This window comes from Stenotrophomonas sp. TWI169 (genome assembly GCF_039674705.1).
GTDB classification, from domain to species: Bacteria; Pseudomonadota; Gammaproteobacteria; order Xanthomonadales; family Xanthomonadaceae; genus Stenotrophomonas; species Stenotrophomonas maltophilia_P.
The window spans coordinates 34,023-60,440 of record NZ_JBDJOB010000012.1; the positions used below are offsets into that span (position 1 = coordinate 34,023).

Below are 26,418 nucleotides of genomic sequence, written 5' to 3' on the forward strand. Positions count from 1 at the left end.
TTTTTGCGCATGCAGCACGATCCGCCATTAACACGCGGCATGCTATCGCTGCGCCTTCGTCCTGCAGCGGAGCCCGACCATGGCCCACAAGAACACGATCTGCATCTGGTACGACAGCGAAGCACTCGAGGCCGCCACGTTCTACGCCGGGATCCTGCCCGACAGCGCGGTAACGGCCGTGCATCACGCACCGGGTGACTATCCGGACGGCAAGGAGGGCAACGTGCTGACGGTCGAGTTCACCGTCTGCGGCATTCCCTGCGTCGGGCTCAACGGCGGCACCGCGTTCAGGCACAGCGAAGCGTTCTCGTTCCAGATCCAGACCGAGGACCAGTCCGAGACCGACCGCCTGTGGAACGCGATCGTCGGCAACGGCGGGCAGGAGAGCCAGTGCGGCTGGTGCAAGGACCGCTGGGGCATCTCATGGCAGATCAGTCCGCGCATGCTGATCGAAGCGGTGACCAGCCCGGACAAGGCCTTGGCCAAGCGCGCCTTCAACGCGATGATGCCGATGAAGAAGATCGACATCGCCACCATCGAAGCGGCGATCCGCACCGCATGACCGCGTGGGATGCGGTCATCGTCGGCGGCGGCCACAATGGCCTGGTCTGCGCGGCCTATCTTGCCCGTGCCGGCAGGAAAGTACTGGTGCTCGAACGCCGTGGCGTGCTCGGCGGCGCAGCGGTCACCGAGGAATTCCACCCGGGCTTCCGCAACTCGGTCGCCTCGTACACCGTCTCGCTGCTGCAGCCTAAGGTGATCGACGAGCTGCAGCTGCACGCGCATGGCCTGCGCGTCGTCGCCCGCCCGGCCAACAATTTCCTGCCGTTGCCTGACGGCCGCTATCTGCTGTCGGCACCCGGCCGTACCCAGGCCGAGGTGGCGAAGTTCTCCGAACGGGATGCGCAGCGCCTGCCAGCCTATGAGGCGAGGCTGGAGGTCTTCGCCGACGTGCTGCGCGCCTGGGCCCTGCGCGCGCCGCCGGACCTCGGCGTCGCAGGCGGCTGGCGCGCATTGCCGGCACTGTGGCGGATGGGCCGGCTCGGCCGGGAACTGGCGGCACTGTCCCCTGCCCTGCGCCAGGAGCTGCTTGATCTGTTCACCCTGTCGGCCGCCGACTATCTGGACCGCTGGTTTGAAAGCGAGCCGATCAAGGCCCTGTTCGGATTCGATGGCATCGTCGGCAACTACGCCAGTCCGTACACGCCCGGCAGTGCCTACGTCCTGCTGCACCACGTGTTCGGCCAATGCAACGGAGTGAAGGGCGCCTGGGGCCATGCGATCGGTGGCATGGGCGCGATCAGCCAGGCCATCGCTGCATCGGCGCGCGCGGCCGGCGCAGAACTGCGCGTGGATGCCGGCGTGAAGCGGCTGCTGGTCGAGCACGGACGCGCGGTGGGCGTTGAGCTGGCCGGCGGGGACGTACTGCGCGCGCACGTGGTGGTGGCCAACGTCAATCCAAAACTGCTCTACGAGCAGTTGCTGGACCCGGAGCAGGTGCCCGCGGCGACGCGCGAACGCATGGCGCAGTGGCGCTGCGGTTCGGGCACCTTCCGGATGAACGTGGCGCTGTCGCGGCTGCCGGACTTCCACGCCCTGCCCGGCGCCGGTGAGCACCTCAGTGCCGGCATCATCATGGCGCCCAGCCTCGACTACATGGACCGCGCGTGGCTGGATGCGCGGCGCGACGGCTGGTCGCGCGAGCCGATCGTGGAGATGCTGATTCCCAGCACGCTGGACGATTCGCTGGCGCCGCCGGGCCAGCACGTCGCCAGCCTGTTCTGCCAGCATGTGGCACCGGTCCTGCCCGGGGGTAGGCATTGGGACACGCATCGCGATACCGTCGCCGACCTGATGATCGCCACCGTCGATCGGTATGCGCCCGGCTTCGCCGACAGCGTGCTCGGTCGGCAAGTGCTGTCACCACTGGATCTGGAGCGGACGTTCGGCCTGGTGGGCGGCGACATCTTCCACGGTGCGCTCAGTCCCAACCAGCTGTTCTCGGCGCGGCCGATGATCGGCCAGGCCGGCTACCGCGGTGCCCTGCCCGGGCTTTACCTGTGTGGTTCAGGCACGCATCCCGGCGGCGGCGTGACCGGCGCGCCGGGCCACAATGCCGCGCAGGTGATCCTGCAGGATCTGTAGGGGTGTGCCAACCACGGCTGGCACCTGCTGCACCAGATGACCCTGCGGATCATTTGACGCTGCGCAGATGATTCGGACGGTTCGGCGGGCCGGGGGGACGGCGCTTGTTGAACGGTGGCTGGCCGCGCCAGTAGCGGATCAGCAGCCAGCCGAACAACATGCCACCCAGGTGCGCGAAGTGCGCCACGCCCGGCTGCCAGCCGGTCATGCCCAGCACCAGTTCACCGACACCGAACAGGATCACGAACGTGCGCGCCTTCATCGGAATCGGTGGGAACAGCAGCATCACCCGCTGGTTCGGGAACAACATGCCGTACGCCAGCAGCAGGCCGAACACACCACCGGACGCGCCCAGCACCGTGGCCGGATTCTCCAGCAGCGTCCCCACCAGCAGCTGGCAGACGCCGGCGCCGGCCACGCACACCAGGTAGTAGAGCAGGAAGCGCTTCTCGCCCCAGGTCTGTTCCAGCGGCGCACCGAACATGAAAACGGCCAGCATGTTGAAGAACAGGTGGCCGAAGCTGCCGTGCAGGAAGCCGTAGGTCAGCAGCTGCCACGGCTGGAAGTTGCCACCCGGGGAGAACGCATCGAAGCCCTGCTGCAGCGGCTGCAGCATGAACGGCTCGAAGGTCTGGTTGCCGAGCAGGAACGGCTGCTGCAACAGGAACAGGATCGCGTTGGCGATCAGCAGGGCCTTGGTGACGGTTGGCAGTCGCGGGAACATGGGGACACCGGCATGGAACGGTCTCCATCATAGCCGCACCGTCGTGTCGTGTCGGCGACTGCCGCGTGCGGCCCGTTCAGACCCCGGTCGCGCTCAGCCCGGTCCCCACACGGCGGCATCCAGCGCCGCCGCCGGGTCGGACGCCGGCATCCGCACCCGGCCGTTCTCCACCACCACGCCTTCCGCGCGCAGCCGCTGCGACTGTTCCCGCCAGCCCGCCGACCCCTCCGCCATGGCGATGCGCCCGTCAGAGCGCAGCACGCGGTGCCAGGGCAGTGTCGGGTCATCGTTCTGGCCGAGAATGCGTGCCGTCAAGCGTGCCCGCCCCGGCAGGCCCGCGCGCATCGCCACCTGTCCATAGCCCATCACGTGTCCCGGCGGGATCGCGTGGATCACCGCCAGGATGCGCGCGCGCGCCTGGTCCGGCGTCAGCGGCGCAGACGCGTCACCAGCAGCACGCCGAGCAGGACCAGCACGGTGCCGGCGATCTGCGCCGGCCCCATCGGTTCGTCGAGCAGCCATAGGCTCATCACGATGGTGGAAACAGGCCCCAGCATACCGACCTGCGCTGCCAGCGAGGAACCCACGCGCTGCACCGCCAGCATGATCGCCAGCACCGGCAGCACGGTGCAGACCGTGGCGTTGATCAGCGACAGCCACTGCACCGGTGCAGGTGCCTGCCACAGCAGTGGCAGCGGATGGGTGATGGCGAAATGCAGCAGCACCAGACCGCTGGCCACGCAGCTGGCATAGGCGGTCAGACGCACCGCGCCGATCCGTGCCACCACCTGGCCGCTGCCGAACAGGTACAGCGCATAGCTGAGCGCGCTGCCCAGCACCAGCAGGCTGCCGACGATGATCTGCCCGCCCTCCCGCTGCAGATCGTGGCCGAACGCCAGCAGCACCCCCAGGTAGCTCAGCACCAGCGCGACGACCTGCCAGCGCCCTGGCCGCTGCCGCGCCAGCAGCACGTTGATCAGCAGCACCAGCGTCGGGTTGAGGTAGAGGATCAATCGTTCCAGCGTGACGCTGATGTACTGCAGACCCTGGAAATCCAGCAGGCTGGACAGGTAGTAGCCGGTGAACCCCAGCCACAGCACGCGCGCCCGGTCTGCCCACGACAGCGGCTCGACACGGCGCGAAGCCCACACCGCCATCAGTGCGAACAGGGGCAGTGCCATCAGCATGCGCAGCGCCAGCAGCGTGGTCGCATCGACACCGTGGCGCAGGCCGAGCTTGACGATCACCGCCTTGCCGGATGCGGCAACGGCGCCGATCGCCGCCAGGCCGATTCCCCCCAGGGCGATGCGTGGGGATGCGGTGGCGATGCGCGGGGAGGAGCTTGACATGGGAACAGCGGCGGGCCGCGCAGGGCGGCCCGGGGGTGCGTGTGGACGCCCATTGTCGCATGGCCCGACGCGGCAACCGCAGCGTCAGCGCATCAGCACCACTTCCTCTGCGGAGGTCGGGTGGATCGCCACCGTGTCATCGAACTGGGCCTTGGTCGCTCCCATCTTCACCGCCACCGCGAAGCCCTGCAGGATCTCGTCCGCGGCCTCGCCCAGCAGGTGCACCCCCACCACGCGCTCTTCCGGCCCGGCGCAGACCATCTTGAACAGGCTGCGCTGGGTACCGTTGGCCAGTGCCTGCAGCATCGGCCGGAAACGGCTGTGATAGACCGTCACCTGCTTGAAGCAGGCACGCGCCTCCTCCTCACCCATGCCCACCGCCCCCAGCGGCGGATGCGAAAACACCACGCTGGCCACATTCTCATAGTCCATCTTCGACTGTGGGCGGCCACCGAACAGACGGTCCATCAGCCGACGCGATGCAGCCACCGCCACCGGGGTCAGGCCCACCTTGCCCGCGATATCCCCCACGGCATGGATGCTGGGTACCGCCGTGGTCTGCCATTCATCCACCTGCACCTGCTCGTGCTCGCCGATGTCGATGCCCAGCGCCTCCAGGCCCAGGCCCCGGCTGTTGCCACGGCGGCCGGTGGCGAAGAACACCGCGTCGAACACGCTGTCCATGGGGCCATCATGGCCGAAGGCGCGGACGCGCTCACCGTCGCGCTGCAGTTCGCGCAGGCGGTAATCAAAGTAGATGCGCACGCCCTGCTGGCGGAGGTTTTCTGCCAGCTGATCGGTCAGCTCGTAGTCGAAGCGTTCCAGCAGGCGCTTGCCGCGTACCAGCAGGCTCACCCGGCTGCCCAGCGCCTGCAGCAGCCCGGCCAGCTCCACCGCGATGTAGCCGCCGCCGATGATCGCGACCTCGGCCGGGGCCGCACGCAACTCGAAGAAGTCGTCGGATACCAGGCCCAGCTCCGCGCCGGGGATGTCCGGACGCTGCGGGTGCGCTCCGGTGGCGATCAGGATGTGGTCGGCGGTGTAGCGCACCCCGTCGCTGCAGGCCACCGTGTGCGCGTCGAGCAGGTGGCCGCGCGCCGGGATGCGGACGACGCCGGTTTCATCCAGACGCTTGTGGTAGCTGGTATGGATGTTGCTGATATAGGCCTGGCGATGGATCACCAGTTCCTTCCACGACAGTGCCGGTCGTGGCGGCACATCGAAGCCCATCGCGCTTGCCAGGCCGATACGCTCGTGCAGATCGGCGGCCAGCCACATCGCCTTCTTCGGTACGCAGCCAACATTGACGCAGGTCCCGCCCAGTTCACCGGGTTCCAGCAGCGCTACGCGCTTGCCGTACTGCGCGGCACGGATGGCGCCGGCCAGGCCGGCAGAGCCGCCGCCAAGGACGATCAGGTCGTAATCATGTGAAGCCGTGTTCATCGGAATCGCTCGGGTCGGTAAGGGGCAGGATCGATCGCTGGCGTGCGGCCACAGACGAGATCGGCGATCAGCTGGCCGGTGCCGGCACTCATGCTGATGCCGAGCATGCCATGCCCTGCCGCAAGCCAGACGTGAGGATGCGCAGGCGCGCGGCCGATCAACGGTACATCGTCCACGCTCATCGGACGCCAGCCGCACCACTGCTCCTGCAGCTGCGCGCCACGAGGCATGCGCAGGTGGCGATCAGCGGCCAGCTGCAACGTCTGCAGGCGCTGCGCACGCAGCTGCGGGTCGGCACCGGCGAATTCCATCGTGCCCCCCAGTCGCAGCGCGTCGCGCCAGGCGATCACGAACACGGAGTGATCTTTCAGCACCACCGGACGGGCCGGCACCAGCGGCGGGCGTGACCAGGTCAGCGAGTACCCCTTGCCGGGCTGGATCGGCACCCGCAGGTCGAGCAGCCGTGCCCATCGCGGCGACCACGGGCCGGTGGCCAGCACCAGTTCGCGCGCGCGCAGCGTGCGTCCGCCGGCCTGTACCCGGACCCCGTGTACGTCGCCGCTGAAACCCTGCATCTCGACCTGCTCGTCGATCTCGACGCCCTGCGCACGCAGTACCCGCGCCAGCTCCGCAGTGAAACGGTCCGGGCGCAGCTGGGCGTCGCCGGGGAAATGGATCGCACCGGCAAGCCGATCATGGAACGCCGGATTGTCGCGTGCGTAGTGGCCGCCATCGATGCAGCGGGTCGCAATGCCGTGCGCATCCAGCGCCTCGCACTGGGCGATATGCTGATCGAAGCTGCGTGCATCACCGAACACGTAATCCAGGCCGCGCGTCTCGAATTCACAGTCCAGCCCATGGGTTCCCACCCATTCGGCCAGGCGCACACGGGAATCATTCAACAGCGCAGCGCGCGCGCGCGTGGCCTGCAGCCAATGCCGCGCATTGCAGCGCGCGCTGAACTGCAGCAGCCAGCGCCACAGCGCGGGATCGAGGCGGCTGCGCACATACAGTGGCGCGCGTGGGTCGAGCATCCAGCGCAACGCACGCAGCGGCACACCCGGCGCGGCCAGGGGCGGTGCATGACTGGGCGTGACGGTGCCGCAGTTGCCGTACGACGTCGCTGCGCCCACGCGGCCACGATCGATCACCCGTACCTGCCGTCCCTGTCCGCACAACGCCAGCGCAGTCGCCAGGCCGATGGCACCGGCACCGATCACGATCACGTCATCGCGCGCCCCCTGCATCGGTCAGCCCCTTCCAGCCTCGCGGCGCATCGGCGGCCACTGGCGATAGGTCATCGCCCGCCACAGCCACTCCATCGGTCCGAAGCGGAAGCGGCGCAGCCAGGCATGGGAAAGCGCGACTTGCGCGGCGAACAGCAGCACAGCGAAGAGCAGCTGCACGCTGCGCGGCATCACGTCGAAATAGCCCAGGCCATGGTGGTAGAACACCCAGGTGCACAACAGCGACTGCCCCAGGTAGTGGGTCAGCGCCATCCGGCCGACCGGCGCCAGCCAGCCCAGCCGCGCGCGCCACTGCACGATCCAGGCGAGGTAGCCCAGGCACATCGGCAGCGCGCCGATCATCACCAGCGCCATCGCCGAGGTCACACCAAGGTCGTAGGCACCGGGTGCCAGGTAGGGTTTCCAGGCCACACCCAGCACGGTGACCAGCAGGCCCAGCGGCAAGGCGACCCAGCGCAGCGCCGCGAACAGGCGCGGATGGCGTTCCGGCGCGGCCAGCGCGCCACTGCCGGCCAGTCCACTGCCGATCAGGAACATGCCCAGTACCGCCGGGCCGGTGATCAGCAGCGCCCCCATCGACGAACCAAACTCATGCAGGCGCTGGATGCAGGCCTGGATCCAGTTGCCGTGTCCGTAGACCATGCGCTCCCGGGCGATGCTCTGCTGCGCGTCGACCAGCATCTGCTGCGCGTCCTGCGGCGTCGCCAGTGAAACCATGGCACCGAGCAGCATCATCATCGCCGCGCCACCGAGGTAGACGATGACGCCCATCCACGGCAGCCAGCTGCGCGGTGCCTCGCGGCACGCCAGCAGGGGCAGCGACGCCAGCGCGTAGAGCACCAGGATGTCGCCGGACCAGACCAGCAGCGCGTGGCACAGGCCGATCAGCATGAGCCCGGCGCTGCGGCGCAGATAGAACGGAGTGAACTCGCGGCCGGCGGTCTCGGCGCGCTGTGCCATCACTGCGAATCCGGCGCCGAACAGCAGCGAGAACAGGGTGAAGAACTTGCCCTGCACGAACACATAGACGAAGGCGTCGGCCCAGTAATCGATCCCCTGCCAACGCACGTCGATACCGGTGAATGCCAGGTCCAGCGGTCCGCTGAAGGCCTCCATGTTCATCAGCAGGATGCCCAGCAACGCGGCCCCGCGCAGTATGTCCAGCACGGCGATGCGGTCGCCGGAGGCGACCGGCTGCAGGGAAGACGAAGCGCTGTTCACAGGACATCCGGCGGGCAGGTCCTTCATTATGCAGCCCGCCTGCGCGCCGTGGACGAGCGCGCGGTGTTCCAGACATGCAACGGCCCGCCGAAGCGGGCCGTTGCTGCCGTCACGATCGCAGGGCGATCAGTGCGCGTGACCGCCGTCGCCGTGAACGTGGCCGTGCTCGATCTCTTCCTTGCCGGCTTCGCGCACGTCGACGATTTCCACGTCGAAGTGCAGGTCCTTGCCGGCCATCGGATGGTTGAGATCGACGTCGACCACGCTCATGCCGACCTTCTGCACGGTCACCGCACGCGGGCCGAAGTTGGTCTGCAGCACGACCTGCTGGCCCGGCGCCAGCTTGGTATTGCCGAAGTGCTTCTTCGGCACGCGCTGGGACAGGCCTTCGCGGCGCTCGCCATAGGCGTCGGCCGCCGTGACGTCGACACTGAAGGTGGCGCCGGCTTCCTTGTCCATCATGGCGTTTTCCAGGCCCGGGATGATGTTGCCGTGACCGATCAGGATCGCCAGCGGCTCGCCGCGGTCCTTGGACGATTCGATCGGCTCCTGGCCGACTTCGGAAACGGTGTAGTGGAAGCGGACAACGCGGTCTTTTTCGATCTTCATGCGCGACTCTGTCTGGTTCTGCCGGAGGCAGACGGGTTGGGGCGGGTTGTCGCCCGGCGGGGACGCCGCCATCATGACGGCCAATCCAAGGTGGCGCATTATCCGGAGAACATGCACATCACGCCAGTTTCGTCCGGCCCGCGCCGGCTGTCCGTGCCCGCCCTGCTGCTGGTCCTGCCCCTGCTGCTGACCGCCTGCGGCGGCGGCAAGGCCACCCGGACGGCGGCGCCCCCGCCGTCGGCGCACTGGCCGGCGACCACCCCGGACAATCCCGAGGCCGCCAATTCAGTACTGATGCGTGCCATCAGCCTGGTCGGCACGCCCTACCGTTACGGCGGCAACACCCCCGAATCAGGCTTCGACTGCAGCGGCCTGGTCGCCTATGTCTACCGCGAGATGCTGGATCTGAAGCTGCCGCGCACCTCGCGCGACCTGGCCGCCGTACAGGGCCCGAGGATCGATCCGAAGCGTCTGGCCACGGGTGACCTGGTGTTCTTCGGCAGCCGCGGCAACGTCACCCATGTCGGCATCTATGTCGGCGAGGGGCGCTTCGTGCACGCCCCCAGCACCGGCGGCACGGTGCGCCTGGACTCGCTCAGCGGGCCCTACTGGAAGGACCACTACACAGGGGCCAAACGCGTCCTTCGCTAAAATGAACAGGCGTCATGTTCAAAATTGAGAATTGCGTCACAGTGAAAATAACGTTTTTATAACGGAATTTTTAACTTATCAGTGCTTTTACAGGGCATGATGCCCCATCGTTTTTTTTCTGTGACCGACGCGTGACGACTGACGACCTGACGTGCAAAGGCCAGACCGCCGCTTCTCCGCGTAGTGTCCGCCCTGTTCTTCTGGGCTTGGCACTGTGCCTGACCAGCCTCCCCGCCTGGTCGCAGACCGTTCCCTCACGCGCCGACGCTGTTCCGGTCCCGGCGACCGACAATGGCGTACGTGTGACGGGCAAGACCGAAGTCGCGGCCCCCCAGCGCAGCCGCACCGATGCAGCCGCCAGTGCCACGCTGGCCGCCCTGCTGCCGCACCTGGCCGCCAACGACACCATTCCGCTGATGGACCGCTCGGCCATGGTCGCCGGCGATCTGAGCCGCCTGCTCGCCAACTACGACACCAGCAGCGCTGCCAATGGCAGCGTTGTCGGCAGCGCCGCCGACAATGGCAAGGTGCAGTCGCTGCTGCGGCGGGCGATGACCCTGCTCGGCACCCCCTATCGCTGGGGTGGCAGCAATCCGGACAGCGGCTTCGACTGCAGCGGCCTGGTCGGCTACGTCTTCCGTTCGGCGCTGGGCATCGAACTGCCGCGCGTCTCCCGCGAGATGGCACACGACAACAACGCCGAGCTGATCAACGACCGTGCCGCCCTGGCCGCGGGTGACCTGGTGTTCTTCGGTCGCAAGGGCCGGGTCGACCACGTCGGCATCTATGTAGGTGACGGCCGCTTCCTGCATGCCCCGAGCGCAGGCAAGGATGTCCGGGTGGACACCCTGCTCAGCGGCTACTGGGGCAACAAGTTCATGCAGGCGCGCCGCGTCGAGCTCTGACGCCGCCTTTCCAGGCACCGCCTGATAGCTGAAAGCCGCTGCCCTGCAGCGGCTTTTTCGTTGCCCGCGGAATGCCTGGGATGCGTCTTCCCTTCCCTGGCCCGGCGGGCACGCCCCCAACGAAAAGGCCCGCCAGTCCGGCGGGCCTTCATCTCTCGCATGACAGGCCGCTGCGCGGCGTCTCAGCTGCGTGGCGGCGTAGGGTCCGGGTCATCCACGCCCACGTTGCTGGAGGGATTGTCGTACACCGACTGGTCGAGCAGGCCGGTCTCCTTGGCCACCAGCACCGGCACCAGCATCTGACCGGTCACGTTGGTCATGGTGCGCATCATGTCCAGGATACGGTCGATGGCATACAGGTAACCGATGGTCTCCAGCGGCAGATTGGCGGCACTGAGCACCACGGTGGCCATGATCACGGCCGTACCCGGCACACCGGCAGTACCGAAGCTGCCCAGCACCGAGGCGATCAGCACCACCACGTACTGCTCCGGCGTCAAAGGCACGCCGCTGTACTGGGCGATGAAGACCGCGCACAACGCGGGGTAGATCGCGCCGCAGCCGTCCATCTTGATGCTCGCACCCAGTGGCACCGCGAATGCACCGTAGTCCTTGTTGACGCCCAGGTTGTGGGTGATCGAACGCAGCGCCACCGGCATCGCGGCGAAGCTGGAGGAGCTGACGAAGGCGACCTGCATGCCTGGCGCCGCGCCGCGGAAGAACTTCAGCGGGTTCAGGCCGTGCGCCAGCAGCAGCGCGCTGTAGACGACCACGATGTGCAACGCACAGGCCACGTACAGGGCCAGCACGAAATGCCCCAGCGGCAGCAGCTTTTCGAAACCGTAACTGCCCACCAGGCCGGCAATCAGGCCGAAGGTACCGATCGGGGTGACTTCCAGCACGAAGCGGGTCACCTGGATCATGATGTCGCTCATCTGGCCGACCAGCTTCCGCGCCTCGGTCACCTTCTCGCCCAGCTTGACGATGGCAAAGCCCACCAGGCCGGCGAAGAAGATCACCGGCAGGATCGAGCCCCTGCCAGCGGCCAGCACGGTCTCGCCGGCAGCATTGACGCGGGTGCCGATGCCGGACAGTGCATAGAAGACGTTGGCCGGCACCACATCCAGCAGCACCTGTACCACGCTGGGAACCTCGCGCGGTACATAGTTGCTGGCCATGGACAGCTGCAGGCCACCAGCACCGGGCTGCAGCACGGTGCCCACGCCCAGGCCCACGCACACCGCCAACGCCGCGGTAATCACGAACCACAGGAAGGTGCGGCCACTGAGCGCTGCAACCGACTTCTGGCCATGCAGTGACGAGATCGCGTTGATGACCGCGAAGAACACCAGCGGCACCGCGATCATCTTGATCAGGGTGACATACAGCTCACCGAGCGGACCGAACCACGTTTCCGCAGCGGGGCCGAGCGCCCAGCCGGCCAGCGCACCAAGCACGAAGCCGCCGACCACGCGCTGCCAGAATGGAATCCGCAGCCAGGCAGAGACCAGCGTCATAGGCAATCCAGAGGGGAAGGAAGGGATGCTGGCACGATAGCCCAAGGCGGCCCGCAGAACGACCGTCCGCCCGGCAAATCAGTGTGTCATCGGCGTGCCTTGCGAGGGCGGGCATAATGAACGTCCCGTTACAGTTTGTGAGATCCCAGCGTCCATGCGCCGTTCCGTCTCCCTGTTGGCCACGTGTGCCACCACCCTGCTGCTCGGCGCCTGCGCCAGCCCCCCCCCCGCTTCCGCGCCGGCAGGCCTGAAGGTCGCCGTCGAGCCGGTTGCACACCCGGCCGGCGAGACGCCGCAATGGTGGTACCGCAGCGGCGCCGCCCAGGCCGCCGCCAATGGCGCGATGGCCGGCAAGGCCCGGAATGTCATCCTGTTCCTCGGCGACGGCATGAGCCTGACCACCGTGGCCGCTGCGCGCATCTACGAAGGCCAGAAGAAGGGCGGATCGGGTGAAGAGAACCTGCTGTCCTGGGAACGCTTCCCCGCCACCGCGTTCAGCAAGACCTACAACACCGACTCGCAGACCCCTGATTCGGCGGGCACCATGACCGCCATCACCACCGGCGTGAAGACCCACATGGGCGCGATCGGTGTCAGCGCAGGCGCCCGCACCGATTGTGCCGACAGCCTGTCCAAGGGCCTGCTCACCTGGCTGCAGCTGGCCGACAGCGCCGGCCTGGCGACCGGCATCGTGTCCACCGCGCGCCTGACCCACGCCACCCCGGCGGCCACCTACGCGCACTCGCCGGAGCGCAACTGGGAGAATGACACCGATCTGACCGAAGCGGCCAAGGCCGCCGGCTGCAAGGACATCGCCCAGCAGCTGCTGTCCACGTCGCGCTATGGCCGCGGCCCGCTGGTCGCGCTCGGCGGTGGTCGCGGTGAATTCACCACCGTGGAAGAGCGCGATCCGGAATACGACGACAAGGTCGGCCAGCGCCTGGATGGCCGCAGCCTGGTACAGGAATGGCAGCAGGCGCATCCGCAGGGTGCCTACGTGTGGAACAGCAGGCAGCTGGCCGCCGCCGCGAATGCGCCGGCCATCCTCGGCCTGTTCGAGCCGGACCACATGCGCTACGAGTACGAGCGCCCACAGGATCCGGCCGGTGAGCCGAGCCTGGCCGAGCTGACCGCTGCTGCGATCACCAGTCTGTCGCGCCATCAGGAAGGTTACGTGCTGATGATCGAAGGCGCTCGCATCGACCATGCCAACCACAGCGGCAATGCCTATCGCGCACTGACCGAAACCGTGGCGATGTCCGATGCGGTGCGGGTGGCGTCGGAAATGACGTCGGCCGACGACACGCTGATCATCGTCACCGCCGACCACTCGCACACCCTGAACTTCGTCGGCTACCCCGCACGCGGCAACCCGATCCTGGGCAAGGTGAAGGACAAGGGCGGTGAGGACGGCGCCGGCAAGCTGGACTACGCGCTGGACGGCAACGGCCAGCCTTACACCACCTTGAGCTACGCCAATGGACCGGGCCACACCGGCAGCACCAACCAGCAGCCGGCGGGCAGCAAGCGCTACCCGCACAACCCGAGCAGCTTCGAGCCGGCCAAGGGGCGTCCGGACCTGCATGATGTCGACACCGAGCATCCGGACTACATGCAGGAAGCGCTGGTGCCGATGAAGTCCGAATCGCATGGTGGCGAGGACGTCGGCATCTGGGCGCGCGGTCCCGGCAGCAAGGCGATCCGCGGCACGCTGGAGCAGAACACGATCTATCACATGATCGTGCAGGCAACGCCGGCGCTGCGCGATCGCCTGTGCCAGGCGGGCACCTGCGATGACAAGGGCGTACCGGTGCAGCTGCCGGCGCCCAAGGCCTTCGAACGCAGCGTCGACGGAAAGTAACGGCACGGCGGACGCAGTGTGCAGCCGGGCCATGCCCGGCTGCATCCCGCCCTTGAGTCGAAGGCGCGGCGCGACCCCGGCGATCACCCTACACTTCACCCGTGACTGCCTTCCCCGCCCTGGTTTCCCTCGATGCACCGCTGCTGGTCGGCTACAGCGGCGGCCTAGATTCGACCGTCCTGCTGCACTGGCTACGGCGCTGCACGCAGGCGGCCGGCGTGGGACTGCGCGCTGTACACGTACATCACGGGCTGCAGCCCGACGCCGATGCCTGGGTCCAGCATTGCCAGCAGCAGTGCGCGGCCCTGGGAATCGAACTGGTCGTACACCGCGTGCAGGTCGAGACCGGCACCGGTCTGGGCCTGGAGGGTGCAGCCCGGCAGGCGCGTCGCGCTGCTTTCGTCGCCTCTCTGCGCGACGGAGAGACGCTGGCCCTGGCCCAGCATCAGGACGATCAGGCTGAAACTTTCCTGCTGCGCGCGTTGCGCGGTTCCGGTGTTGATGGCCTGGCGGCAATGAGCAGGGACAGCATGCTCGCCGGCCACCGGCTGTGGCGGCCGCTGCTGCAGGTCCCGCGCGACGCTCTGCATGACTATGCGCGGGCCCACGATCTGCACTGGATCGAAGACCCCAGCAACGACGACGCGTACGCCGACCGCAACTTCCTGCGCCTGCAGGTGCTGCCGCTGCTGCGCCAGCGCTGGCCGCACGCCGCAGCGGCCCTGGCCGGCAGTGCCGATCATTGCGCGCGCACCCGTGGCCTTCTGCAGGAAGAGGACACCGAGCTGCTCGCGCACCTGGAAGCAGCCCCGCGCGTGCTGTCCTTGCAGCTGCTGCGGCAGGTATCGCCGGAACGCGCCGCACGCGTCCTGCGCACCTGGGTGGCCAGCCATGGCGCGGCACCGCTGCCGGGGCGGGTGCTGCAGCAGATGCTCGAGGAAATGCTGCCCTCCGCTTGCGACCGGCAGGCGCAGGTGCGCTGGCAGGATCACGTCATCCAGCAATGGCGCGAGCATGCCTATCTGCTGCCGGCCGAGCTGCCTGCCCTGCCCCTGGACTGGCAGGAGGAGTGGGACGGCCGGGTGCCTCTGGCCTTGCCAGATGGCGGCCAGCTGCGCCTGCTGGGCGCCGCGATGTTCCAGCAGCCGATGCAGGTGCGTGCACGGCGTGGCGGCGAGCGCATCGTGCTGCCGGGACGCAGCCACGCACATGCCTTGAAGGACTGCCTGCAGCGTGAACATCTGGCCCCCTGGCGGCGCGCGCAGCTGCCGCTGCTGTTTGCTGACGGCAACCTGCTGGCCGCCGCCGATGTGGTGATCGCCGCACCGCTGCAGGCCTGGCTGCACGCTCACGACGCCCAGCTGCGGTGGCAGCCGGGTGGCTGGTGAATTGACCCCTGCGCGCGTGCCGTCCACACTTGCCGCATGGCCAAGAAGTCCCCCGAAAACGCCTCCCCTGTTGCCCAGTTCGAGCAGTCGCTCGAATCGCTGGAGCAGCTGGTGGAGCAGATGGAAACCGGCGAGCTGAGCCTGGAAGCGTCGCTCAGTGCTTACGAACGTGGCGTGGGCCTGTACCGCCAGTGCCAGCAGGCGCTGGAGCAGGCCGAACTGCGCGTCCGGCTGCTCAGCGATCCGGCACAGCCCGATACGGCAGAACCCTTCGATCCGCCCAGCCATGACGGCTGAGGCGGCGTTCGCGCGCTGGCGCGACCGGATCGAAAGCCTGCTCGATGCCGCCCTGCCCTCGCCGGCCGATGCACCGCAGCGGCTGCACCAGGCCATGCGCCATTCCGTCCTCGGCGGTGGCAAGCGCATGCGTCCGCTGCTGGTCTATGCCACTGGCCAGTTGTTCGGCGCTCAACCGGAAAGGCTCGACGCGGCCGCGATGGCGGTGGAACTGATCCATGCCTATTCGCTGGTGCACGACGACCTGCCGGCGATGGACGACGATGCACTGCGCCGTGGCAGACCCACCACCCACATCGCCTTCGACGAAGCCACCGCGATCCTGGCCGGGGACGCCCTGCAGACCCGCGCCTTCAGCCTGCTGGCCGAGGCACCACTGCCGGCAACACTGCGCGTGGACTGCCTGCAGGCGCTGGCACACGCCTCCGGTGCCGCCGGCATGTGCGGCGGCCAGGCGCTGGATATCGATGCCACCGGACAGCGGCAGTCGCTGGCCGCGCTGACCCGGATGCATGCGCTCAAGACCGGCGCGCTGATCCGTGCCGCGGTACGTATGGGCGCATTGTGCGGCGATGCGCCGGAGCCGCAGCGGGTGCAGCTGGACGCATTCGCCGATGCACTCGGCCTGGCGTTCCAGGTCCGCGATGACATCCTCGATGTCGAAGCCAGCTCCGAGCAGCTGGGCAAGACGGCAGGCAAGGACCAGGCGCAGGACAAGAGTACCTTCCCCGCCCTGCTCGGCATGGAGGGAGCGAAGGCGCAGCTGCGCGAGCTGGCGGCCCGCATGCAGGCTGCTCTGGCGGGCTACCACGAAGAGGCCGATGCGCTGCGCGCGCTGGCCAGGCTTGCGGTGGAGCGCGATCACTGACGTGGTGCGCAACGAAAACGCCCGGCAATGCCGGGCGTTTTCATGTCCGCATGCAGCCGGTCTTACTTGATCAGGCGCAATGCGAACGGGTAGCGATAGGCTTCGCCGTTGTTGGCCTTGACCGCGGCAATGATGCAGAACACCAAGCTGACCAGTCCGACGATCGGCATCAGGATCGCGCCGATGACCACGATGGTCAGGATGATGCAGACCACCATCGCGATGGCCACGGTGATCTGGAAGTTCAGCGCTTCCTTGGCCTGGTCGGTGACGAAGGACTTGCCGGCGTCGTCCTTGTTGATCAGCCAGATGATCAGCGCGCCGATGAAACCGGTGAAGATGCCCAGCAGGTGCGCGGCCAGGGCCATGGTGCGCTGGTCTGCCGGGACATCGGCGGTGACCGGCGGCGGCGGCGGGACGTTATCGAATTCACTCACGACAAAACTCCTTTTCATTGGGTGGTCTTGACCCACCGGCATCAGGCCGGTTGCGTCAGGCGGCCATAGCTTACGCCATCGACGCCATCAATCATTACCGGCGATGGTCATCCGCCCCACCAGGATCGAACCGGTCCGGATGTGCGAGCGCGGATCGACATCGCTGCCCACCGCTTCGATCGCCATGAACATCTCGCGCAGGTTGCCGGCAATGGTGATGCCGTCCACCGGGTACTGGATCTCCCCGTTCTCGACACGGAAGCCACCGGCCCCCCGCGAGTAGTCACCGGTCACACCATTGACACCCTGCCCCATCAGCTCGGTCACCAGCAGGCCGCTGCCCATCTGCCGGGCGATGTCTTCCAGCGGCCCGGCGTTGGCCGCCAGCTGCAGGTTGTGCACGCCGCCGGCATTGGCCGTGGTCTGCAGGCCCAGCTTGCGGGCCGAGTAACTGCCCAGTACGTAGCGCTGCAGCACGCCATCGCGGACCAGTGGCGACGCGCGGGTCGCCACGCCATCGCCGTCGAAGGCAGCCGAGCGCAGGCCGCGGCGCAGGTGCGGCAGCTCGTCGATCTGCATCCAGTCCGGGAACAGTCGCTGCCCGGCGCTGTCCAGCAGGAAGCTGGCCTGGCGGTAAAGCGCGCCACCGGACACGGCCGACAGCAGATGGCCCACCAGACTGCGCGCCACTTCCGGGGCGAACAGCACCGGCATGCTGCCCGTAGCCAGCGAGCGCGGTTGCAGGCGGGCGACGGTACGCGCGGCGGCCTGGCGGCCGACCTGGGCCGGATCTTCCAGGTCCTGCCTGGCCAGCGCACTGGTGTACCAGCCGTCGCGCTGCATGCCATCGCCTTGGCCGGCAATCAGCGCACAACCGATCGAATGGTGGGTGCCGCGCTCACGGCCAATGAAACCGTGCGAATTGGCGTACACCGACAGACTCTGCGAGGTGGACACCGCCGCGCCATCGGAGTTGCGGATCTGCGCGTCGGCCTCGCGCCCGGCGGCCTCGCAGGCCAGCGCCAGGTCCACCGCCTCGTCGGCCTGCAGGGCCCAGGGATGCCAGCCGTCCAGGTCGGGAAAGTCATTGGCCATCAGGCCGGCATCGGCCAGTCCGGCGGCCGGATCATCCTCGGTGTGGCGGGCGATCGCGCAGGCCTGCTCCACGGTGGCCGACAGGCTGGCCTCGTTCAGGTCGCCGGTGCTGGCGCTGCCCTTGCGCTGGCCGAAGTACACGGTCACGGCAATGCCGCGGTCGCGGGTGGACTGTACGGTTTCCACTTCGCCCAGGCGCACATTGACCTCCAGGCCGCGGTCCTCGCTGCAGCTGACCTCGGCCTGGCTGGCCCCCAGCGCACGGGCACGCTCGAGCAGCTGCTGGGAAAGGTCGGCCAGCCGTTCCAGGCGGGCCGGGCTGTCGTCGCCGACAACCACTTCAGGGGCGATCACGTTCAATGCTTTATCCTGTACAGGTTGGGCCCGGCATCACGCCGGGCGACTTTTTTGAAAGCAGGTGTGGACGATGCGCGGACGCGACGAAGAAACCGGTGAATTCCTTGACAAGAGCCGCAAGCAGAAGCGCGGCGAAGCCCTGGAAGTCCTGGCCCTGGGTGAGAAGCTGGTGTCGCTGACCCCGGCCCAGCTGGCGCGCCTGCCGATTCCGGAGAATCTGCTGCCGCATATCGCCGAGTGCAAGCGCATCACGGCCCACATCGCCCACAAGCGGCAGCTGGCGTTCCTGGCCAAGCACATGCGCCGCGAGGAAGACGAAACCCTGGAGGCGATCCGCGATGCGCTGGACGCCAACAGCGAAACCTCGCGCCGCGAAGTGGCGATGATGCACCGCGTGGAAGACTGGCGCGAGCGCCTGCTGGACGACGGCGACAAGGCGCTGACCGCGCTGCTGGACGAGTATCCGCAGGCGGATCGCCAGCAGCTGCGCACGCTGGTGCGCAACGCCCAGGCCGAGAAGGCGAAGAACAAGCCGCCGCGCGCCTACCGCGAGATCTACCAGGTGCTGCGCGGGCTGATGCTGCCGGCCGCGCTTGGCCTGAAGGTCGCCACCGACGACGACACCGGCGCCGATCTGGACGACGCGACCGACGAGGACTGAGTCCCCGCCGGCCGGGGCGCTGGCCGGGGCCGTTGCCATGTTCAGGCCTGGGTGCCGCCGACGGTCAGGCCCTCGATCAGCAGCGAGGGCTGGCCGACACCCACCGGCACGCTCTGCCCGTCCTTGCCGCAGATGCCCACGCCCTCGTCCAGGGCCAGGTCGTTGCCGACCATGCGCACCTTCTGCATGGTTTCCGGGCCGTTGCCGATCAGGGTCGCGCCCTTCACCGGCGTGGTGATGCGGCCATCCTCGATCAGATAGGCCTCGGTGGCCGAGAACACATACTTGCCACTGGTGATGTCGACCTGGCCACCGCCGAAGTTGACCGCGTACAGCCCCTTCTTCACCGAGCGGATCATCTCCTGCGGATCGTGCTGGCCGGCGCGCATGTAGGTATTGGTCATCCGCGGCATGGTCAGGTGCGCGAACGACTCGCGGCGCGCGTTGCCGGTCGGTGCCATGCCCATCAACCGTGCATTGAGGCTGTCCTGCATGTAGCCGACCAGGATGCCGTCCTCGATCAAGGTCGTGCACTGGGTCGGATGGCCTTCATCATCGACGTTCAGCGAGCCGCGACGGCCGTCCAGGGTGCCGTCATCGACGATCGTCACCCCCGGGGCCGCCACGCGCTCGCCGATGCGACCGGCGTAGACGCTGGTGCCCTTGCGGTTGAAGTCGCCCTCCAGCCCATGGCCGACCGCTTCATGCAGCAGCACGCCAGGCCAGCCCGGGCCGAGCACCACCGGCATCACACCGGCCGGCGCCGGCACCGCGTCCAGGTTCACCAGCGCCTGGCGCAGCGCCTCGCGGGCGAACGCTTCCGGCCGGCCATCGGCGAACAGTTCTTCGTAGCCATAACGGCCACCACCGCCGGCATAGCCGGACTCGCGGCGACCGTTCTGCTCGACGATCACCTGCACGTTCAAGCGCACCAGGGGGCGGACGTCGGCACCCAGAACGCCGTCGCTGCGCGCGATGAGCACGGTGTCAACGCCACCGGACAGGCTGACCATCACCTGCTTCACCCGCGGATCGGCGGCACGCAGATAGCCATCCAGGCGCTTGAGCACTTCAACCTTGGCCTCGTTGCCGAGCCCATCGATCGGATCCAGCGCCGGATACAGCGCGCGTGCATTGCCGCGCAGCAGCGAGCGGCCCGCCTGGGCACCGCCCTCGCGCGAAATCGCGCGTGCCGACTGCGCCGCCGCCAGCAGCGCATCGGCATGGATGTCATCGGAATAGGCGAAGCCGGTTTTCTCGCCGGCAATGGCACGCACGCCGACCCCCTGCTCGATGGAATGGGCACCGTCCTTGACGATGCCGTCTTCCACGCTCCAGCTCTCACGCCGGGCGTGCTGGAAATAGAGGTCGCCGAAATCCACACCGGGGCCGAGCAGCTGGCCGAAGGTGCGCTCCAGTCCAGCGGTATCCAGGCCGCCGGGGCGCAGCAGGCGGTCTTGGGCAAGCGTCAGGGCGATATCAGTCATGGCTCTCGATCTGGGGATGCAGGGGCACTCAGGCAAGCCCCGGGGAATGGGAGGCCGCGCTCAGCGCGACCGCGGCAGGTCGGTCACGGCCGGTGGAAGGGTCGGCGCAGGTGCGGGAGCCGGCGGGGTCCGTTCGCGGCTGCGTTCGATCACCTCCACCTTCGGCTCCTTCCAGGGACCGGTCACCTTGTAGGTACGGGCGCCGATCTCACCCAGCGGCTTGGACAGCACCGCATTGGTCGCCGCCCCCAGCGCAGCCCCGACCGGGCCACCGGCCACTGCGCCGACCACGGTCAGCAGATTGCCGGCACGCGGATTGACGTCGATGGTCTGGTCGAACTGCTGCTGGCGCAGGTCGGCCTGGCCGCGGATGGTGATGTTCGCCGCAGGCCCTTCGATCAGCACCTTGTCGGTGCGGGCCACGCCCTGGCCGAACTGCAGGCTGCCCTCGATCTGATTGAACGCGAAGCCCTTGGAGAAGAAATCACGGAAGTCGAACATCAGCCGCCGCGGCAGCTGGGCCACGCTGAGCAGACCCAGCACGCGACCGGCACCGGGGTCCAGTTCCAGCAGCTGACCGTTGCGCGCATGGATATCCAGCTGGCCCTGCAGATTGCCCAGCTGGAAGTCCGACGGCCCGCCATTCCACGACGCCTGCAGCTGCGCCTGGCCGGCGCCGCCACGCAGCTGGCCACCGTAGTCGAGATTCTGCATCAGCGCGCCGAGATCCTCGCTGCGCACCTGCGCGTTCAGCTCGGTGCGGGCGCCGCTGCTGCTGCCCAGCCAGCGGCCGGTGATATCGATCTCCTGGTCGGGCGCGCGGAAGCGCAGGGTCTGCACCTCCAGGCCGTTGCCCCGCGGGCGGGTGCGCAGCACGGCCTGGCCGAGCGCCACCTTGCCGAACTTCAGGTCGGCGATGTCCAGCGCGAACGGCGGCAGTCTGGCCGGATCCATGTCGTTGGCGCCGGCCTGCACCCGGGCCGGTGCCGCTGGCGCACCGGACGCGGCCGGCGGTGACTGCCAGTACACCCGGTCGAGCTGGCCGCTGATGGTGCCGCCCTCGGCATTGGGCACGCTCAGGCGGCCAGCCAGCGAAGGGCCGTCCAAGCGCACATCCAGCGCCTGCGCGCCCGGGCGCAGTTGCAGGCGGGTCTGCTCGAACACCCCTCCGATCAGCATCAAGCGGCCGACCTGCACGTCGATCGCCCGCAACGGCATCGGATCGCCGTCGCCGTCTCCGCCGCGGGCCAGGCCGATCCACTCCAACGCGTCCAGGGTCGGGCTGTGACCGTTGACCGCCAGCCCGCTGGAAGGCGGCTCGCGGTCGACCTGGCCGCTGCCCAGGGTCACCTGCACGCCGGTCTGATTGTTATGGCTGCGCGCGGCCAGGGCCAGGCGCTGGCCAAACGCCACGTCGATGCGGCCATCCCCCATCGGCAGCTGCGCAGTCACGGTGGTGGCCAGTGGCTCGTCGGCGGGCTTGTCCAGCGGGGCGGGAAGATCCAGGCGCGTGCCTGCCAGATCCGAGCGCAGGCGCAGTTCGCTGGGAGGAGCGGGCGCGCCTGGCGCGACCTTCGGCAGGTTGACGGCGATGGTCCAGGGCGAGGTACCGGTGATGTAGGGCTTGAGCCAGGCCATTTCCGGCGCGCGGTCAATCAGCACGCCTGCATCAAGGCGCGCCGAAAGCTCCGACTCGAAGGCCAGCTTCGGGTCACGCACGAACCCACCCGCGCGCAGGCTCAGTTGGCCGTCCTGGCCCAGATGGCGCACCGCCAGTTGCTCGGCGGCAAAACCACCGTTGCCGTAGCGGGCCAACCCACGCATGTTGTCGAATTCCAGCGCGAAGCGCTTCTCCACCAGCTTCACGCCGGCCAGATCGACCGTGCCCTGCAGGTGACCTCCCCCTTCGTCGGCATGCAGCGGCTGCAGCAGGTCGAAGGTCACCTGCGCCGGCCCGGTGGCGGTCAGGTTGTCCAGCGTCTCGCCGTATTCCTGGTGCAACGGGCTCTGCCGCAGCAGCGCCAGCAGCTTTCCGGCTTCGCTGCGGGTATCGGCACGCACGTACAGCGGCTGCTGGCCGAAATCCTTGATGCCGGCCTCGAAGTGCTGCACCGGCACGCCTGCCAGGTCACCGCGCCCCTGCATGTGGAAGCCAGGACCGATGAAGGCGATGTCGGCGTCAACCTGGCTCATCAGCGGCCAGTCGCGCTGGAAGCGGATGTCGCCGCGGGTGATATGGCCGGTGGCCTCGAACCGCCCGTCGTTGTTGTCGAAGGGCCAGTCGTCGAGGTCACCGGTGACCAGGCCGATACCATCACGCACCTGGCCGCCGGCCAGCGCCATGTCCAGCCAGTCGGTGGCTCCCTTGCTCATCCTGGAATGGATCCAGAAGCGCTTGGCGGCCGTCATCGGTACATCGTCCAGCTTGGCCGCCAGCTGCAGCCACGGACGCGTGCCATTGCCCTGGAACCAGACACCACCGCGCAGATCGGCTGCGTAATCCGTGCCTTCCACACGCAGGGCGGCCGTGCCGATGCGCCAGCCGCCGCCTTCGTCGCGCCACCCCACCACCTGGCCTGCCAGGTGCAGGTCATGGCGCACGCCGAAGCCGGTCGGCCAATCGAACTGGAGCTCGCGCTGCGGCTGCAGCTGCAGGCGGAAGCCATCGGCGTCGCCTTCGAAATGGCCGCCCAGCCCTCGCAGGCCGGGTGCGTCACCGACGCTGGCGAAACCCAGCGACTGCAGCTCGCCCTGGGCCCACAGCGGACCGTTGCGCTTGCCGGCCAGCTGCAGTTCCCGCAGATCCAGCTGCGGCTTTGACAGGAACAGCCAGCGCCGCAGGCCAGGGTCCAGGCGGTCACTCAGCGCCAGCGCACGCAGCGCGGTGCCGGCCTGCACCGCCCCGCTGCGGATGCCCAGTTGCGTGCCGACCTGCAGTTGCAGTCCATCAAGCTGCTGCGCGCCGGTGTCGTCCACCAGCCGCAGGCGCGGTACCTGCATCGCCCATCCGTCCGCCTGCCGCTGCCAGCGCAGCAGCGCCTGCATGCGCTGCAACTGCAGCCGCGGCACTGCCAGCCCCGGCATCGGTGCGCCGTCGATGCGCAGATCCCGCAGATCCGAATCGGTGGTCAGCGCCACGGGGACGAAATCGCGCAGGGTCAGCCACACATTGAGTTCGCCGCGTCCTTCACGCAGGCGCACGCCGCCGGCCGCCAGCAACGGCGACCAGGCGCGGAAATCGATGGGATCGGCGCCCAGCCATGCCTCGCCGTCGCCACGCACACGGTCCACATCCAGCACGGCGGTCAGCGGCAGTGCGTCGGTCTGGGCCCAGGCCCGCACGCCTACCCGCAGGCGGTCGCCATTGACGCGCAGGCGCAGATCGACGCGCGGCAATACGGTGTCGATGCCGAGTGCCGGGGCCTGCACGCCCAGCCGGCCGCCGATCACCTGCAGCTCGCCCAGCCGGCGCAGCGCCTCCAGCGGGTCACCACCGCTGCTGGGCTGCGGCAGGCCACGCACCGACCAGCGACCGTCCTCGCTCTGCTGCAGATCCAGGGCCAGGCCGCGCAGACGCAGCTCGGTCAACGAACGGCCCGGCAGCAGGCCGCTGTACATCGACACCAGGATTTCAGCCTCGCCGACCGCCAGGCCCTGCCCGGCGCCGATGCGCAGGCCCTTCAGCTGCAGCAGCGGGCCACGACGGGTCCACGCCGTGTCCAGTTGGTCGAAACGGACCGGCTGGCCTGCGCGCTCGCTCAACCAGGCGGCGATCCTGTCGGGGTGTCGCTCGGCCAGCGGCAGCAGCTGGCTGAAGGTGCCCACCAGCAGCGCCAGCCCGACCAGGGCCACCGCACAGGCAGCAATGAGATGACGGCGGATCCTTCGCAGTCGCAGGCGCGGCGGCGCGCTCATCGGCCGCCGCCGACCTTCGGCCGGCGTGGATCAGAGCAGCACAACATCGAACTGCTCCTGCAGGTACTGCTCATCCGCCTGGAAGCGGATGCTCTTGCCGAGGAACTCTTCCAGCTCGGCCACCGCCGCGGATTCCTCATCGGTGATGCGCGCCACCACCTTGGTCGACGCGATCACCAGCAGGCGCGCGGCATCGAACTGGCGCACCGCGCGGGTGATCTCGCGGAAGATCTCGTAGGTGACCGTTTCGGTGGTCTTGATGGTGCCGCGACCGCTGCACTGCGGGCAGGTCTCCGACAGCTGGCGCTCCAGGCTTTCGACCGTGCGCTTGCGGGTCATCTCCACCAGGCCCAGCGGCGAGAAGTCGTAGACCGTGGTCTTGGCATGGTCCCGCGCCAGCGCCTTTTCCAGGGTCCGCAGCACCTGGCGGCGGTGCTCGGCATCGTCCATGTCGATGAAGTCGATGATGATGATGCCGCCGAGATTGCGCAGGCGCAGCTGCCTGGCCACGGCCTGCGCCGCCTCCAGGTTGGTGCGGAACACCGTCTCCTCCAGGTTGCGCTGGCCGAGGAACGACCCGGTGTTGACGTCGATGGTGGTCATCGCTTCGGTCTGGTCGATCACCAGGTAGCCACCGGACTTCAGCGGCACCTGCTTGTCCAGCGCGCGGCCGATCTCGTCCTCCACGCCGAACATGTCGAAGATCGGGCGATCGCCGGAGTACAGCTCCAGCTTCTCGGCCAGCACCGGCATGTACTTGGCCACGAAAGCCTGCAGCTGCGCGAACGTTTCCTTGGAATCGACCTTCACCTTGTCCACGTCCTTGCGGATCAGGTCGCGCACCGAACGCAGCGGCAGGCTCAGGTCTTCATAGATCACGCTGCAGGGGGTGGCGTCGCGGCCGCGGCGCTCCACCACGTTCCAGACCCGCGACAGATAGGCGATGTCCTCGGCGATGGCTTCGGCCGGCTGCCCTTCGGCGTTGGTGCGCACGATGTAGCCGTAGCCGCCGTGCTGTGCCGACAACTCGGTCACCAGCGCCTTCAGGCGCGCGCGCTCGGCCTCGTCCTCGATGCGCGCGGACACGCCCACCACTTTCGATTGCGGCAGCAGCACCATGTAGCGCGACGGGATGCTGATCTGCGTGGTCAGCCGCGCGCCCTTGGTACCGATGGGATCCTTCACCACCTGCACCACGATGTCCTGGCCGTCGCGCAGCAGCTCGACGATCGGCACGCTGGCCGGTGGTGGCAGCGTGGTGTTCTCGGTGTCGGCACTGGCCACCGGCGCTGGCCGCACCACGTCGTTGGCATGGAGGAACGCAGCGCGCTCAAGGCCGACCTCGACGAAGGCGGCCTGCATGCCCGGCATCACCCGCTGCACCTTGCCCTTGTAGATGTTGCCGACCACACCCCGGCGCCAGCCGCGCTCGATGTGCAGTTCCTGCAGCATGCCATTCTCGATCACCGCGACCCGGGTCTCGCGTGGGGTCACATTGACCAGGATTTCCTCAGACATCTGCAGCCTCCCTGGCGGCGTTGGCAATGGGAGCCGGCACGCCGCAGCGCGCCAGCAGACGATCGGTGTGCAGCAGCGGCAGCCCCATCACACCGGAGTAGCTGCCGGACAGGTGTTCGATCCAGCGCTCGGCCCCACCCTGGATGGCGTAGGCCCCGGCCTTGTCCAGCGGCTCACCGGTGGCCACATAGGCGGCGATGTCGGCGGCGCCGATCGCAGCGAACGTGACCTCGGACACCACCAGTTCGCTGTCCAGCCCGGCCGCGCCGACCACCACCACGGCCGTCATCACCTGGTGCGTGCGTCCGGCCAGGCGCGTCAGCATTGCCCGGGCATCGGCGGCATCGACCGGCTTGCCGAACACCTCGCCATCAAGCACGACCTCGGTGTCCGAGCCCAGCACCCGTGCGTCCGGGTCGTCGGCCAGCACCCGGGCCAACCCGGCGCGCGCCTTGTCGGCCGCAACCCGGCAGACGTACTGCTCGGCGCTTTCACTGGGCGCGCGCTGCTCGACAACCTCCAGGTCAAGCGCCTGGAAGGGGCGTCCGAGTCGGGCCAGCAGCTGGTTGCGTCGGGGGGAGCGGGAAGCAAGATAGAGCATCGGCACAGCATAACCTGAGGCCGCCGCCTGAATCGTCGGCAACCTGCTCCCGCGTGCCTTCAACCCCGAACGGACTCACAGCGCGTTCATCGCTACGACACCACCCTCACGCCACAACAAGG

Annotated in this window: 23 protein-coding genes; 9 read left to right on the forward strand and 14 right to left on the reverse strand. The window is 68.3% G+C overall.

From position 1 onward, the window contains the following. Positions 1-79: 79 nt before the first annotated feature. Together ABE543_RS10965 and ABE543_RS10970 are read left to right on the forward strand one after the other, a co-directional pair. Complete coding sequence (locus tag ABE543_RS10965) at positions 80-562, forward strand: VOC family protein (RefSeq protein WP_065181841.1); 483 nt, start codon at positions 80-82, stop codon at positions 560-562. Next, complete coding sequence (locus tag ABE543_RS10970) at positions 559-2,145, forward strand: NAD(P)/FAD-dependent oxidoreductase (protein WP_346475678.1); 1,587 nt, start codon at positions 559-561, stop codon at positions 2,143-2,145. The genes ABE543_RS10965 and ABE543_RS10970 overlap by 4 nt, the downstream gene beginning before the upstream one ends. 49 nt (positions 2,146-2,194) lie before the next feature. On the opposite strand, the gene ABE543_RS10975 is transcribed toward ABE543_RS10970, so the two are convergent. The 7 genes from ABE543_RS10975 to ABE543_RS11005 form a co-directional block, all read right to left on the reverse strand. Further along, a complete protein-coding gene (locus tag ABE543_RS10975; RefSeq protein ID WP_053516819.1) occupies positions 2,195-2,869 on the reverse strand; it encodes a rhomboid family intramembrane serine protease in 675 nt (224 codons plus the stop codon). Positions 2,870-2,962: 93 nt separating this feature from the next. Then, entirely contained in the window at positions 2,963-3,391 is a 429-nt protein-coding gene (locus ABE543_RS10980; protein WP_253118674.1) for an MGMT family protein, read from the reverse strand. Continuing rightward, on the reverse strand, positions 3,298-4,218 hold the full coding sequence (locus ABE543_RS10985; protein WP_197572721.1) for a DMT family transporter: 921 nt from the start codon (positions 4,216-4,218) through the stop codon (positions 3,298-3,300). Before ABE543_RS10985 ends, ABE543_RS10980 begins: the two co-directional genes overlap by 94 nt. An 84-nt stretch (positions 4,219-4,302) precedes the next feature. Beyond that, positions 4,303-5,661, reverse strand: coding sequence for a glutathione-disulfide reductase (gorA, locus tag ABE543_RS10990; protein ID WP_065181838.1), 1,359 nt, complete (start codon positions 5,659-5,661; stop codon positions 4,303-4,305). Next, positions 5,658-6,908, reverse strand: a complete 1,251-nt coding sequence (locus ABE543_RS10995) for an FAD-dependent oxidoreductase (RefSeq protein WP_263175210.1) — start codon at positions 6,906-6,908, stop codon at positions 5,658-5,660. The genes gorA and ABE543_RS10995 overlap by 4 nt, the downstream gene beginning before the upstream one ends. Positions 6,909-6,911: 3 nt before the next feature. After that, positions 6,912-8,156 carry a DUF418 domain-containing protein gene (locus ABE543_RS11000; protein WP_346475679.1) on the reverse strand — a complete coding sequence of 415 codons (1,245 nt, stop codon included), beginning with the start codon at positions 8,154-8,156 and terminating at the stop codon, positions 6,912-6,914. A 99-nt stretch (positions 8,157-8,255) separates the two neighbouring features. Beyond that, complete coding sequence (locus ABE543_RS11005; protein ID WP_053516805.1) at positions 8,256-8,738, reverse strand: peptidylprolyl isomerase; 483 nt, start codon at positions 8,736-8,738, stop codon at positions 8,256-8,258. A gap of 111 nt (positions 8,739-8,849) precedes the next feature. Here ABE543_RS11005 and ABE543_RS11010 point away from each other — a divergent pair, with 111 nt between their 5' ends. Then, the gene (locus tag ABE543_RS11010) at positions 8,850-9,389 is read left to right on the forward strand and encodes a C40 family peptidase (protein ID WP_053516860.1); all 540 of its coding nucleotides are present in this window, start codon (positions 8,850-8,852) and stop codon (positions 9,387-9,389) included. Positions 9,390-9,589: 200 nt separating this feature from the next. After that, a complete protein-coding gene (locus ABE543_RS11015) occupies positions 9,590-10,294 on the forward strand; it encodes a C40 family peptidase (RefSeq protein ID WP_283219932.1) in 705 nt (234 codons plus the stop codon). A gap of 182 nt (positions 10,295-10,476) precedes the next feature. On the opposite strand, the gene ABE543_RS11020 is transcribed toward ABE543_RS11015, so the two are convergent. Next, complete coding sequence (locus ABE543_RS11020) at positions 10,477-11,811, reverse strand: dicarboxylate/amino acid:cation symporter (RefSeq protein WP_065181834.1); 1,335 nt, start codon at positions 11,809-11,811, stop codon at positions 10,477-10,479. A 154-nt stretch (positions 11,812-11,965) separates the two neighbouring features. On the opposite strand from ABE543_RS11020, the gene ABE543_RS11025 reads away from it, so the two are divergent. The 4 genes from ABE543_RS11025 (at position 11,966) to ABE543_RS11040 (ending at position 16,225) form a co-directional block, all read left to right on the forward strand. Beyond that, positions 11,966-13,672 carry an alkaline phosphatase gene (locus tag ABE543_RS11025; RefSeq protein ID WP_346475680.1) on the forward strand — a complete coding sequence of 569 codons (1,707 nt, stop codon included), beginning with the start codon at positions 11,966-11,968 and terminating at the stop codon, positions 13,670-13,672. A gap of 101 nt (positions 13,673-13,773) precedes the next feature. Beyond that, complete coding sequence (gene tilS, locus ABE543_RS11030; RefSeq protein ID WP_197572518.1) at positions 13,774-15,060, forward strand: tRNA lysidine(34) synthetase TilS; 1,287 nt, start codon at positions 13,774-13,776, stop codon at positions 15,058-15,060. 36 nt (positions 15,061-15,096) lie between these two features. Beyond that, positions 15,097-15,357 carry an exodeoxyribonuclease VII small subunit gene (locus ABE543_RS11035; protein WP_065174877.1) on the forward strand — a complete coding sequence of 87 codons (261 nt, stop codon included), beginning with the start codon at positions 15,097-15,099 and terminating at the stop codon, positions 15,355-15,357. Continuing rightward, a complete protein-coding gene (locus ABE543_RS11040; protein ID WP_164152010.1) occupies positions 15,347-16,225 on the forward strand; it encodes a farnesyl diphosphate synthase in 879 nt (292 codons plus the stop codon). Before ABE543_RS11035 ends, ABE543_RS11040 begins: the two co-directional genes overlap by 11 nt. A 62-nt stretch (positions 16,226-16,287) precedes the next feature. Here ABE543_RS11040 and ABE543_RS11045 read toward each other — a convergent pair whose 3' ends face one another. After that, positions 16,288-16,662: a DUF4870 domain-containing protein gene (locus ABE543_RS11045; protein ID WP_053516791.1), complete on the reverse strand. Its 375-nt coding sequence runs from the start codon at positions 16,660-16,662 to the stop codon at positions 16,288-16,290. An 87-nt stretch (positions 16,663-16,749) separates the two neighbouring features. Next, a complete protein-coding gene (pmbA, locus tag ABE543_RS11050) occupies positions 16,750-18,117 on the reverse strand; it encodes a metalloprotease PmbA (RefSeq protein ID WP_346475681.1) in 1,368 nt (455 codons plus the stop codon). Positions 18,118-18,184: 67 nt separating this feature from the next. Here pmbA and yjgA point away from each other — a divergent pair, with 67 nt between their 5' ends. After that, positions 18,185-18,775 (forward strand): ribosome biogenesis factor YjgA, encoded by a 591-nt coding sequence (yjgA, locus tag ABE543_RS11055; protein ID WP_065174874.1) that lies wholly within the window; start codon positions 18,185-18,187, stop codon positions 18,773-18,775. Positions 18,776-18,816: 41 nt separating this feature from the next. Here the strand turns inward: yjgA and tldD are convergent, their stop codons facing one another. From tldD to ABE543_RS11075, 4 genes are read right to left on the reverse strand one after another with little or no spacing between them, the layout of a single operon-like run. Then, positions 18,817-20,262, reverse strand: coding sequence for a metalloprotease TldD (gene tldD / locus ABE543_RS11060; protein WP_065174873.1), 1,446 nt, complete (start codon positions 20,260-20,262; stop codon positions 18,817-18,819). A 60-nt stretch (positions 20,263-20,322) separates the two neighbouring features. Continuing rightward, positions 20,323-24,177, reverse strand: coding sequence for a YhdP family protein (locus ABE543_RS11065; RefSeq protein ID WP_262218632.1), 3,855 nt, complete (start codon positions 24,175-24,177; stop codon positions 20,323-20,325). Positions 24,178-24,207: 30 nt separating this feature from the next. Further along, positions 24,208-25,695: a ribonuclease G gene (gene rng, locus ABE543_RS11070; protein ID WP_053516779.1), complete on the reverse strand. Its 1,488-nt coding sequence runs from the start codon at positions 25,693-25,695 to the stop codon at positions 24,208-24,210. After that, positions 25,688-26,296 carry a Maf family nucleotide pyrophosphatase gene (locus ABE543_RS11075; protein WP_065174871.1) on the reverse strand — a complete coding sequence of 203 codons (609 nt, stop codon included), beginning with the start codon at positions 26,294-26,296 and terminating at the stop codon, positions 25,688-25,690. The genes rng and ABE543_RS11075 overlap by 8 nt, the downstream gene beginning before the upstream one ends. Between the last annotated feature and the right edge of the window lie 122 nt (positions 26,297-26,418).